At 41.2% G+C, this 11,646-nt stretch carries 10 protein-coding genes; 3 read left to right on the top strand and 7 right to left on the bottom strand.

Annotation, left to right across the window (positions count from 1 at the left end; genetic code table 11):
* Positions 1-59 precede the first annotated feature (59 nt).
* Entirely contained in the window at positions 60-800 is a 741-nt protein-coding gene (lptB, locus tag ACFQZJ_RS12475) for an LPS export ABC transporter ATP-binding protein (RefSeq protein WP_379934960.1), read from the top strand.
* A gap of 109 nt (positions 801-909) precedes the next feature.
* Here the strand turns inward: lptB and ACFQZJ_RS12470 are convergent, their stop codons facing one another.
* The 7 genes from ACFQZJ_RS12470 to ACFQZJ_RS12440 form a co-directional block, all read right to left on the bottom strand.
* Positions 910-1,479 carry an arsenate-mycothiol transferase ArsC gene (locus ACFQZJ_RS12470; protein WP_379935307.1) on the bottom strand — a complete coding sequence of 190 codons (570 nt, stop codon included), beginning with the start codon at positions 1,477-1,479 and terminating at the stop codon, positions 910-912.
* A gap of 204 nt (positions 1,480-1,683) precedes the next feature.
* Entirely contained in the window at positions 1,684-2,070 is a 387-nt protein-coding gene (locus ACFQZJ_RS12465) for a DUF4345 domain-containing protein (protein WP_379934959.1), read from the bottom strand.
* Positions 2,067-3,338 (bottom strand): MFS transporter, encoded by a 1,272-nt coding sequence (locus tag ACFQZJ_RS12460; RefSeq protein ID WP_379934957.1) that lies wholly within the window; start codon positions 3,336-3,338, stop codon positions 2,067-2,069. Before ACFQZJ_RS12460 ends, ACFQZJ_RS12465 begins: the two co-directional genes overlap by 4 nt.
* 44 nt (positions 3,339-3,382) lie before the next feature.
* On the bottom strand, positions 3,383-3,922 hold the full coding sequence (locus ACFQZJ_RS12455; RefSeq protein ID WP_379934956.1) for a GNAT family N-acetyltransferase: 540 nt from the start codon (positions 3,920-3,922) through the stop codon (positions 3,383-3,385).
* Positions 3,923-4,026: 104 nt separating this feature from the next.
* Positions 4,027-5,319, bottom strand: a complete 1,293-nt coding sequence (locus ACFQZJ_RS12450) for a sensor histidine kinase (RefSeq protein ID WP_379934955.1) — start codon at positions 5,317-5,319, stop codon at positions 4,027-4,029.
* A 131-nt stretch (positions 5,320-5,450) separates the two neighbouring features.
* Entirely contained in the window at positions 5,451-7,157 is a 1,707-nt protein-coding gene (locus ACFQZJ_RS12445) for a hybrid sensor histidine kinase/response regulator (RefSeq protein WP_379934953.1), read from the bottom strand.
* A 45-nt stretch (positions 7,158-7,202) separates the two neighbouring features.
* Positions 7,203-7,958 (bottom strand): CDP-alcohol phosphatidyltransferase family protein, encoded by a 756-nt coding sequence (locus tag ACFQZJ_RS12440; RefSeq protein WP_379934951.1) that lies wholly within the window; start codon positions 7,956-7,958, stop codon positions 7,203-7,205.
* Positions 7,959-8,202: 244 nt separating this feature from the next.
* On the opposite strand from ACFQZJ_RS12440, the gene ACFQZJ_RS12435 reads away from it, so the two are divergent.
* On the top strand, positions 8,203-9,375 hold the full coding sequence (locus ACFQZJ_RS12435; RefSeq protein ID WP_379934949.1) for a lipoprotein N-acyltransferase Lnb domain-containing protein: 1,173 nt from the start codon (positions 8,203-8,205) through the stop codon (positions 9,373-9,375).
* Between the two features lie 152 nt (positions 9,376-9,527).
* Positions 9,528-11,399, top strand: coding sequence for an ABC-F family ATP-binding cassette domain-containing protein (locus ACFQZJ_RS12430; protein WP_379934947.1), 1,872 nt, complete (start codon positions 9,528-9,530; stop codon positions 11,397-11,399).
* Positions 11,400-11,646 lie beyond the last annotated feature (247 nt).

The following is an 11,646-nucleotide window of genomic DNA, read 5'->3' as shown; positions in this document are numbered from 1 at the left end:
AAGGTTAAATAAACCATAAAACCTTTTTGTACTAACCAAGAAGGTTTAGATTTGAAAACATGAAGCTCAGAGCCGATAACATCATGAAATCCTACCGAGGCCGAAGAGTGGTCAAGGGTATCTCGTTGGAGGTAAACCAAGGTGAAATCGTTGGACTTCTCGGGCCCAACGGGGCAGGAAAAACAACATCGTTCTACATGATCGTTGGACTCATTAAGCCTAATGGCGGCGCTATTTATCTAGATGATATGGAAATTACCAAGTTTCCTATGTACAAACGCGCGCAAAACGGTATTGGCTATTTGGCGCAGGAAGCATCCGTGTTTAGAAAACTAAGTATTGAAAAGAATATATTAAGCGTACTCCAACTTACCAAATTGAGCAAAAAGGAGCAGCTTATGAAAATGGAATCCTTGATCGAGGAATTTGGTCTGGGGCATATTCGAAAAAACAGGGGGGATTTGTTGTCCGGTGGCGAACGAAGACGTACCGAAATTGCCAGGGCATTGGCAACAGACCCTAAGTTTATTCTATTGGACGAGCCTTTTGCAGGGGTTGATCCAGTAGCGGTGGAAGACATCCAACGTATCGTAGCCCAGTTGAAGAACAAAAACATAGGCATATTGATAACCGATCATAATGTACAGGAAACCTTGGCCATTACCGAACGCTCCTACCTCATGTTCGAAGGTGGCATCTTAAAATCTGGAATTCCGGAAGACCTAGCGGCCGATGAAATGGTACGCAAAGTCTACTTGGGACAGAATTTTGAACTCCGAAAGAAGAAATTGGATTTTTAGTTTTAGTCGTAATTCAGACATTTTCGTGTTTGAGCGATATTATCTCTAAAACTATTTTACATTCACTAACGCGTTCATTTCACCTTTTGATGTATTCTTTGCAAGGATTTCAATTCAGCTTAGAAAACACATAAAACAACTCCGTTGCTATTTGCATGCTCCGCTCCCGATATTTTGCCTTCTGTAACGGCGTACCGTCAAATTCCTTGGGGTCGTCAAACGTAAGCGGTATTCGTTGTTCCGCTCCTGCAATAAACGGACAATTTTCATCGGCATGGGAACAGGTCATGACCGCTGCAAAGTGGGTTTTAGGGTTAAAAGGATGGTCAAATCTTTTTGAAAACCCAATTATGGGATGTATATCGGCACCATATTTAACACTATACACGGGATTTGCCCCTGTTGATAGCTTGTCGATACCAAAGCCCGACTCCTCTAAAGTTTCGATAACGGTGGGGAATACTGCCGTAGCTTCCGTCCCCCCGGAATAACAACATACTTTTTCCACACCAAAACATGCCGCCATCGTCTGCGCCCAGATCTGGGACAAATGACTTCTACGGGAGTTATGGGTGCAGATAAAATTTAAGTTGATCGGCATTCCGGCATCCTTTTTACTTTGTATAAAATCGATTAAAAGCTGTAGTACGGACAATCGTTCTACGGGAATGGCAGCCATATCGATTTCCTCTATAGTACGGGAAAGTGTGGGGAAAAGCAGTATATTTTTTCTTTTCATGCATCAATAATACAAAAAGCAAACGACCTCGGGGCAAGCCCACGAGGCATTAATAAGAAAATGATTTTTAATTTCGAGGCAAGCCTCCGAGTATCAAACCCTTTGGCGGTGCCAATAACCAACCGTGCTAGGATTCCTGCAACACTAATCACTGAGGTATTCGGGATACTTTTTAAGGTTATACCATCCCCAAGCAAAAAATAACAGCTCCAAAACAAGCGCAGGTGTAAAAGGTATGGATACTCCGTCAAAAAAAGTACTTACGATCCTACCAAAAGAAATACCACCCATAAACAGTACATTGCTTAGCGTGGCCGCATACCAAAATGTTGATCTATACGCTCCAAATAGCCAAAATACGCCAATGCCCAGATAAATTCCCATAAGCGCTCGGAGCATATTCTTTAGTTCCAAAGCCTCTACCTGGTAATCCAACAGCAAGGGCATAAGGTACGAAGGGTGACCTCCATAAACACATCCAGCCACAATTACAATAATTCCGGAGAGTATTAAGTTCAGGTTCTTTTTCATGCTTGGATTTTCATTTTTCGGTACAAGGTATAATAAAACCAAGCCGCAATGCCCCCGATAAGCGAAAATACCGCCAACATCCAAAAAACATGTTGGTGCCCCACAGCACCGGGATTGGCATCCAAGAGATAGCCCATGGCCGGACCTGCAAAGATATCCGGTGTGTACCCAACCAGCGAAATAAGTCCTACCGCGGTACCCGTGAGCACAAGCGGGATCTTTCCACGCTCCATTACCGCAAAATAAAGGGAGCGTGCCGCGTACACCCCCGTTGCTACCGTGAGTATGGATATAAAGAACAACAAAGTAGAAGAATCCGTTATGATACCCGTAGCAAAAAGCAAGGCACCAAAAAAGGAAACTATAAAACTGACCAATAACCAGTAGGTAGTTTGCGAGCGGTCTGCCAATATCCCTATTACGACCCCTACTACTGGGCGAACAAATAACAAAAAGGTTCCTACTTGGGCAGATTGCACCTGATCGTATCCCATAACATCTTGGGCATAGAGCGAGAACACATCGGTAATCTTGTAGCCAACGTAGGCGCACAAAATAATGACCATCAACAGCCCTACCGCAGGCAGCTTCAGTACTTCCTTTACTTGCGAAACGGTGATTTTGTCCAAAACAATGGCCCTTTCCAATGTTTTGTCCATTCGCATAAAAAACCACACCAAAATCCCAACAATGGTTACCATTCCGGTCGATACCAAAATTACATACCTAAATGCTGCCTTACTTTCGTTGACGGTAGCTTGAGCGATTTCCCCAGTGATAAAAATGGAGAAAATAAGCACGCCCATGGCACCGAACAAAGCACCTACCAAACCACGCCCGCCATCCAGAAAACCAAATGCTTTTCCTTGGGAGGCGGCACCGCCCCACACACGTGTAGCTTTTATCATTGCCGCCCAGAACAAAAATATAGTGGTAAAGCCCCAATACCCGTACAGTATTCTCAAAACATCGTAAGACGGGAAGGTCGCATACACGAGTCCGCCCAAGGCCGTCATCCAAAGGGCAACGGCAATTAATTTTCTCGGCGGATATTTATCTGCCAATGGACCACCAAACAGATAGGAAACCAAGGCAACGATGCCGTAGACCGAAAAACAAAGCCCTAGCTCCACATTCGTAAGTTGAAAGGCTTCCAAAACGGTGGGCCTAAATACCCGAGCGAGTACAAAGGGAAGAATAAACACGCTCTCGCCTGCCAAAATCAATAATAAAAGGTAGTACCAAGGGGCTTTTTGTGGTCGGTTCATGGTTTTTTATCGTATCGTCGGCTAACATAAAAAAGACTCCCGAATCATCGGGACGCTTTATTATCCGCCTGTGTGTTTAAATTAATTTCAAACAGGCTCACTGGGGCTTCTTTGTAATGTGCCGGTAAAGTATCCGTATGCTGTAGATCAAACAAGCCCAAAAAACTAAAACCTGCTCTTGTGTAATGGGCAATCAACTTGGAATTGTTCCCTACCGTATCCAAGCGAACAAACCGCTTGTCGTTTGCCCTGGCATAATCTTTTGCCCAAGCAACAATGGTTGCCACAAAATTATGCCCCCTAAACTCTGGGTTGGTGGCTATCCGGTGAATATATACAGCGGCATCGGCGTTGCGCTCTTCCCAAATATCGGCATCCATAAAGGTTACGGCCCAAATACAGGCAACCGAATTGTTGATGATTAATTTAAATTGACGTTTTTCCGCCAGTTCAGTTGCCACTACATTCCGCTCAAAGGTAGGCCAAACCACTACGCCCTCCCTAGTGCGCTGATAGTCCGATGCCTGCTTGTACAGGCGAAAGATTTCATTGATGTCTTCTGAGGTGGAATTGATTATGGTCATTAAAAAAACATTCTTACAGGATTTTGGTTGCTAACATAGAAAATTCCATGCAATTATAATTCTCGAATGGCATTCCTTACACCAGCATTATGCTCATTTTTCAATTAATTTATGCTTATAACCGTTTTATTGGCAAAGGGTAGTGTGAAACTAAATACCGAACCGGAACCAAACTCACTTTCTACCCAAATTTGTCCATTCAGCAATTCAACATAAGCTTTTGTAATGGATAATCCAAGACCAGCTCCTTGACGTGCTTGCACATCTTCAATATTGGCCTTGATAAATCGTTCAAAAATTGCTTTCTGTCTTTCCTTTACTATGCCAATACCAGTATCCTTTACATAAAATTCAATATAAGTACCCTTTACATGATAGCCAAATTCAATTGTACCCTCTGTAGTATATTTAATCGCATTTTTTATTAGATTGGTGAAAACAATATGTAGTTTTTCTTCATCGGTAAGAATGCTCAGAGCTCCTGTTTCTTCCAGATTTGAACAAACCAATCGCATTCCTTTGGCAGTTACCTCTGGCTTGTAAAACGTGTATAGGTTTTGCAAAAGCAAATTAATATCCGTAGGTTTCATGCTAGCGGCTAATGAACCAGCCTCTATTTTAGATATGAGCATAATATCATTGATCACATTAAGCATTCGAAGTCCACTACTTTCAATTATCCGAAGATATTCTTTTTGTGTTTTGGCGGTTAGTCGAGGATTTTTCAATAAATCAGAGAAGCCCAGAATACCGTTCATAGGCGTCCTTATTTCGTGATTCATGTTTGCTAAAAATGCAGATTTTAACGCATCAGAATGGATTGCCTTCTGTTTTTGTTTCAGAAAATCCTGTTTAAACAAATAAAGCAGCGCAAGGAGAAGGAACGCATAGATGGTAAAACTTACAAAAATGTCGACACTTCTTTGTTCTTCACTAGGGTACTCCAACAAAGATGCTCCTGCGTTATAGTCTATATAAAACAGAACACAAAGGTTAATAAAATAAAATACTAAAAGAAATAATAGGGCCCTACCGTTCCAAAGCAGTAAAATAAGTGCTGCAAAAATTAAGATAAACATGAGGACAGGGCCATTGGACAAAAACTTGGTATACCATGTAAAATCCAGAATAAGCAAACCGCCAACAGTCAAGATCGTTTTCGGAACCAAAAGGTAGCCGTAAAACCTAACGGCAACATATAGGACAAACAATACGACCGCGGTTCCAAAAGCCAAAAATATAGAAATACGATTAAGGGAACTAGCGATATGAAATAGGCAAAGAACAAGGGAAAATACTCCTGCCGTAAAAGAGGTAAGCCCTACAAAATAGCGCTCGGAAGACATCTTGTCCCTGTCGCCAAAAGCCATCTTCCTTAAATCTTCAAATTTTTTCATTTTTGATCTAGCACGGGCAATAGGAAAGGCCTACCGCGTTTAATTATCCCTACTTAAAATTAAGTTTAAGCTTTATCTATGTTATTTTTTTAGGTGACACCCCAGACATCGTATTTAAAACCTAGCGTAGTCTATATCGTATCTTTCGAGAGGTGTTTCCGAATCAATCCAACCAACTTATCCTTGTCAATAGGCTTGGATATATAGTCATTACAGCCCGCTTCCATTGCCTTTTCCCTATCACTGGACAATCCAAATGCAGTTTGGGCAATTATAACCACATCATCATTAAACTGCCTAATCTGTTTGGTTGCTTCATAGCCGTTAAATACGGGTAATTGTATATCCATCAAAACTAAATCCAAGTCAGGATGCGCTCTACATAATTCAACGGCTTCAGCTCCGGTCCTGGCTATCAACGGCGCAACACAGAATTCCTTTACATTAATAACCATCAGGGTCTCGGAAATCTCATCGTCCTCTACAATTAATACTTTAAGCGTTAGGCCTCCCTTTGTCTTTTCGCCTAGAGCGGTTTTTCTTTCGTTCATTTTATTCTTTTTTGAAATGAAATTATACGGTAAGGTAAAAGTAAACTTGGAACCAAGTCCTATTTGGCTTTGCACCCAAATGTTGCCCCCAAGCAACTCAACATAAGACTTTGCAATGGACAACCCTAAACCAACTCCCTGTCTTGCCGCCTCATCTTCGATTTCAGCCTGCACAAATCGCTCAAATATAGCCTTATGCCGCTCCGGTGCAATACCAATACCGGTATCCCTCACATAAAACTCTACTACATTTCCTACTACGGTGTACCCAAAACTTATCCTACCCTCCGTACTATACTTGATGGCATTTTTTACCAAATTAATAAATATTGCAACTAGCTTTTCGGGATCGGTCCTAATCATTAAGTGTTCCGAGGTATTTGAACTAGGGTAGGAAAAGGTAATCCCTTTGGCTTCAACCTCTGGTTTAAAAAACTTATATATATACTCTAATTGCTCATTGATATCGACTTCCTTCCTGGCAATATGAACAACTCCCGCCTCAATTTTTGAAATATTGATAATATCATTGATGATACTAAGCATTCGTTCACCACTTCTTCCTATTATCCCTAGGTATTGCCGCTGTAACTCACCAGTAAGGTTTGGATTTTTAAGAAGACCGGAAAAACCAAGAATACCGTTCATTGGAGTCCTTATTTCATGACTAAGATTGGCTAAAAAGGCAGTCTTTAATTTTTCCGAACGTACCGCTTTTTTTTGCTGCCTTATAAATTCCTGTTTTACCGTATACAATATAAAAATAAGTACCGCGGCATAGCAGAATAGACTCAAGAAAATATGAACACTCCTTACTTTATGATTTGGATAATGAACCAAAGCTTCAGAGGCATTATAATCGATACTAAACAACAGTATTAGATTCAAGAAATAAAGCACCATGAATAAGAACAGGTGCTTACCCTTCCAGACCCAAATTACAAATGCAGCGAAAATTAGAATAAAAAATAAGATAGGCCCCTTGGAAAGACTTTGAAAATACCATGCCATATCCAAAAAAACAAGCCCTCCAACTGTTGTAATAACTTTTGGGACGAACAAAAACCCAAGAAACCTAACAGCATAGTAAAGGCCTCCAAAGAGCACAAAAACAAGCCCGGCCAGCAAGGCAGAGTTAAGGGCTAAACCACTAATAATATGAAAAACACATCGGATAAAGGTAAAAACAGCTGCGGTAAAAATACATATAGTAACAAAATAGCGCTCTAAGGTTATATTATCCCGGTCTCCAAAAAGATAATCTCTTAGTGTTGCTATTCTACCCATCTTAATCGGTATTGTAGATAATAATTATCGCTACAAATAGTATCATCAATTTCCTTCTTTAGGTACTCCTACATGATTGATAAATGAGCTCAACACATAAAAAAGAATGATCACCGGCACGGCCAAAAACTGTATCGTAATCAAAAGCACCAGGCTTACGGTCAAAAAGACATAACGCAAGGCATTGTCCTTAAAGCCCCAATTCTTGAATTTGAGGGCGAACAAGGGTAGGTTGCAGTTCAACAAAAATGCACTTAGGAGGATACCTCCGATCAAAAACCATTGGTTAAGAATTAGCTCGCTCAGAAAAGTACTTGGATGATAAAATAAAATCAAGGGCAGGGAAAGCAGCAATAGGGCATTTGCCGGTGTAGGCAGCCCTATAAAAGAGGACACTTGATTTTCGTCCAAATTAAATTTTGCCAAGCGATAACCAGAGGCCAAGGTAACGATAAAGCCCACAAAAGGAAGTAAGGATGTGAGCTTAAAACCTTCGGAGGACATCAGGGAATAGGTATCCAAATTCCACCCTCCTGTCTGGGACATGCCCAATAACTGAAACATAACGATGCCCGGCACCAGTCCGCTCGTAATCATATCCGCCAAGGAATCCAGCTGTAGTCCCAGCTCGCTCTTTACGTTGAGCACCCGTGCGGCCAGTCCGTCAAAAAAATCAAAGAAAATACCAAGGGCCACGAATACGGCAGCTACCTCTAGCTGGTTCCAAACAGCAAAAACGGTTGCCACACAACCACAGAAAAGGTTGAGCAGGGTTATAAAATTGGGTATATGTTTTTTCATAAAAAGAGGGTCTTATGGACTGGGCAACGTCGCTTAAAATTATAATCGACACCCAAACAAAACCTAAAAATAGCATATTTCTTTGGTTACACCTTTTTTAGGGGTGGTTTATCGGTACCTACCCTAGCTTTTACAACATACCAAGGTTCGTTGGCATATAGTCCATAGCCTATTTAGAAAATCCCTTTTAGGGTAGCTTATGGATTATTTGCATCTTTGTACGTATTAGTTTTAGCTTAATCCTATGTTTCAAAAAATCGAGTGTACCATTCTATTGCTTTTGATGTTTCATCTGGGATATGCACAAGAACCACAATTGTCCAAACTTTCAAAGCTAAGTCTGCTCACTGCGGGTACCGGGCAGGATTTGGCGGCAAAATTTGGCCATAGCGGTATACGCCTGCAAGACCCCGCGGTGGGCATAGATGTGGTCTACGGATACGGCACTTATAACTTTGAGGACCCCAACTTTTATCTGAACTTTACACGGGGTAAGTTGGATTATATGATTACACGGCAACCATTTGGCCTGTTCGAAAAGAGCTACATCATAGAAAAGCGTTGGATAAAAGAACAAGAGCTGAACCTAGATCTGGAACAGCGAAAAAATATTATCGGCTTTTTGGAAACTAATCTATTGCCCCAAAACCGACTCTACAAATACGATTTTCTGTTCGAGAACTGCGCCACCAAAATTCCCGAAGTCTTTGAAAAGAATCTTGGGGATGCCCTACAGTTCGATTATTCACATTTGGAGGAGCGGTATACCTTTAGACAGCTCATACATCAAAATTTGAATGTGAACTCATGGTCAAATTTTGGCATAGACCTAGCCCTAGGCTCCGTAATAGATAGGGAAGCAACTCCTTACGAGCACCTGTTCCTTCCTATTTATGTCTATGAACAATTAAAGCATACTACGGTAGACGGGAAACCAATTGTCACAAAAGAATCGCTTCTTTTGGATATCCCTACACAAGAGGACGATACTTTTTTTCTCTTTACGCCCGTATTTTGGCTGGCACTTCTAATGGTAATCGTTTTTTACATCTCCTATACAGATGTTAAACACAACAGCAGAACCAGATGGATAGATGTACTTTTGTTTTCCCTAACGGGTATCGCCGGGTGCATTATCCTTTTTCTGTGGTTTCTTACGGACCATGATGCTACAAAAGGAAATTACAATATACTTTGGGCTTTCGCTCCCAACCTGATCGTCGCGCTCTACCTTGTTAAAAAAGCAGTTCCAAAATGGCTTGTAACTTATCTTAGTATTGTACTGGCACTATTGGTAATTAGCGTAATTTTGTGGCTTGTAAAAATTCAGATGTTCTCCCTATTGCTGATTTTTGTTTTGTTGGCCGTGGGAATCCGATACCTGTTTCTTTTATATCACTTTAAAAAAACTGCGTAAGCTTTCGAGACCGCAAAACATGCTGCGTTTGAACTTGATACTTGTGTTTGGATCCTTCTACGGCGAACAGGCGTCATAGTTGGTTTTTAGGAGGAAGCATATTAAAACCATAGATTATCGCCCATGCGGGAATAATCTTAATATTCGAATTGATGAATTTACTAAGTGTTGAAAATATTTCTAAATCTTACGGCGAAAGGGTGCTGTTCGAGAATCTTTCCTTTGGTATCAACAAGGACCAAAAAATTGCGCTCATCGCAAAAAATGGTACCGGAAAAACATCCATACTTAATATTTTGTCGGGGGCGGACAGTCCGGATAACGGACAAATAAATTATCGAAAGAATATACGGGTCTCTTTTTTGGCCCAAGAGCCCGCTATGAATCCAGAACTGACCGTTGAGGAAACCATTTTCGCATCGGACAATGAGGTGCTACAAGTAATTTCCAGATACGAAAAAGCGCTGGAGAATCCGGAAGATGCGGACGCCTACCAAACCGCTTTTGAGGCCATGGACCGTTTTCAGGCTTGGGATTTTGAAACGCAGTACAAACAAATACTCTTTAAGTTAAAACTAGAAGACCTCAACGCCAAAGTAGGGATGCTATCCGGCGGACAAAAAAAACGACTTGCCTTGGCCGATGCCTTGATCAATAAACCGGACCTCTTGGTACTGGACGAACCCACCAACCATTTGGACCTGGAAATGATAGAATGGTTGGAAGAATATTTTGCCAGGGAGAACATGACCTTGTTTATGGTAACCCATGACCGTTTTTTCCTGGAACGAGTGTGCAATGAAATCATGGAGCTGGATAATGGTGTACTGTACCCGTACAAAGGCAATTACTCTTATTATCTGGAAAAGAAAGAGCAACGTTTGGAGCAAGAAAGCGTGGAGCAGCATAAAACCGAACTCCTATTTAAAAAAGAACTCACATGGATGCGGCGCCAGCCAAAGGCACGTACCACAAAATCCAAGTCCAGAATAGACGACTTTAATACGATAAAGGAAAAGGCCAGCAATCGCAGAAAAGAACATGAGGTTCAGTTAGAGCTGAACATGGAACGCATGGGAAGCAAAATCCTGGAATTTGTAAAAGTTTCCAAATCCTATCCCAACAAACCTATTCTAGATAAGTTCGAATATAATTTTATAAGAGGGGAACGAATAGGAATTATAGGTAAAAACGGTACCGGAAAATCTACATTTTTAAATATACTTACAGGGCGGGACCAACCGGATAGTGGCAAAGTAATTGTAGGAGAAACCATTAAATTCGGCTATTATACCCAAAAGGGCATCACGATCAAAGAAGGCCAAAAGGTGATAGACGTTATACGCGAATTCGGAGACTATATCCCCTTGATGAAGGGAAGACAGATTTCTGCCCAACAACTGTTGGAACGTTTCCTCTTTGACCGCAAAAAGCAATACGATTTTGTGGACAAATTAAGCGGTGGGGAACGCAAGCGCCTGTACCTCTGTACCGTTCTTATTCAAAATCCCAATTTTTTGATTCTGGACGAACCTACCAACGACCTGGATATTGTAACCCTAAACGTCTTGGAGAGTTTCCTGTTGGATTTTCAAGGCTGCCTCCTTGTGGTATCGCATGACCGCTATTTTATGGATAAAATTGTAGACCACTTATTTGTTTTTAGGGGCGATGGCGTGGTGGAGGATTTTCCGGGCAACTATTCCGACTACCGTGCCTACGAGGATAGTAAAGTGGAGGAAAAACGGGAACTAAAAGAAAAAGCCGACACCCCTAAAACTTCTTGGAAAAAAACCGAGCCTACCAACAAACTATCCTACAACGATCAGAAAGAATACAAGCAATTGGAGCGGGACATTAAAAAACTGGAAGATAAAAAAGAGGCCTTGCAGGCCAAATTTGCAGACACTTCTTTATCAGGTGATGAAATCGCAGCCCTATCTATAGAACTCGGAGAAATATCCGATACAATCGATGTGAAAACAGAACGTTGGTTTGAGCTTTCGGCATTAATGGAGGGGTGAAACAGAAGGTGTACTACTTCGGTTTGGAACGTTCTATAGTTAACTGGACCTTGTGTTTCGATGATAGGTTAATCTGACGGTCTATAAATACAGATTTTGTGTATTTCAAATTTGTTTCCTTTCATTAGAAATAATACCCAAGAGGAAATCATGATAAAGTGGTAACTTGTACTGGTGTTATACCAATTTAAGTTTTGAATGTCGTATTGAAAATTTGAATTATTTTTTTCTCAGTTTAGGAATGAAA

Origin of the sequence: Maribacter chungangensis, from assembly GCF_042676845.1 — a bacterium.
Classification (GTDB): domain Bacteria; phylum Bacteroidota; class Bacteroidia; order Flavobacteriales; family Flavobacteriaceae; genus Maribacter; species Maribacter chungangensis.
This window is presented reverse-complemented; position numbering and strand designations above follow the sequence as displayed.

What these genes read in the sequence shown, in the direction of transcription:
- lptB (WP_379934960.1), top strand. Translation starts at nt 60, where the DNA reads ATGAAGCTCAGAGCCGATAACATCATGAAATCCTACCGAGGCCGAAGA.
- ACFQZJ_RS12470 (WP_379935307.1), bottom strand. Translation starts at nt 1,479, where the DNA reads ATGGCTGCCATTCCCGTAGAACGATTGTCCGTACTACAGCTTTTAATC.
- ACFQZJ_RS12465 (WP_379934959.1), bottom strand. Translation starts at nt 2,070, where the DNA reads ATGAAAAAGAACCTGAACTTAATACTCTCCGGAATTATTGTAATTGTG.
- ACFQZJ_RS12460 (WP_379934957.1), bottom strand. Translation starts at nt 3,338, where the DNA reads ATGAACCGACCACAAAAAGCCCCTTGGTACTACCTTTTATTATTGATT.
- ACFQZJ_RS12455 (WP_379934956.1), bottom strand. Translation starts at nt 3,922, where the DNA reads ATGACCATAATCAATTCCACCTCAGAAGACATCAATGAAATCTTTCGC.
- ACFQZJ_RS12450 (WP_379934955.1), bottom strand. Translation starts at nt 5,319, where the DNA reads ATGAAAAAATTTGAAGATTTAAGGAAGATGGCTTTTGGCGACAGGGAC.
- ACFQZJ_RS12445 (WP_379934953.1), bottom strand. Translation starts at nt 7,157, where the DNA reads ATGGGTAGAATAGCAACACTAAGAGATTATCTTTTTGGAGACCGGGAT.
- ACFQZJ_RS12440 (WP_379934951.1), bottom strand. Translation starts at nt 7,958, where the DNA reads ATGAAAAAACATATACCCAATTTTATAACCCTGCTCAACCTTTTCTGT.
- ACFQZJ_RS12435 (WP_379934949.1), top strand. Translation starts at nt 8,203, where the DNA reads ATGTTTCAAAAAATCGAGTGTACCATTCTATTGCTTTTGATGTTTCAT.
- ACFQZJ_RS12430 (WP_379934947.1), top strand. Translation starts at nt 9,528, where the DNA reads ATGAATTTACTAAGTGTTGAAAATATTTCTAAATCTTACGGCGAAAGG.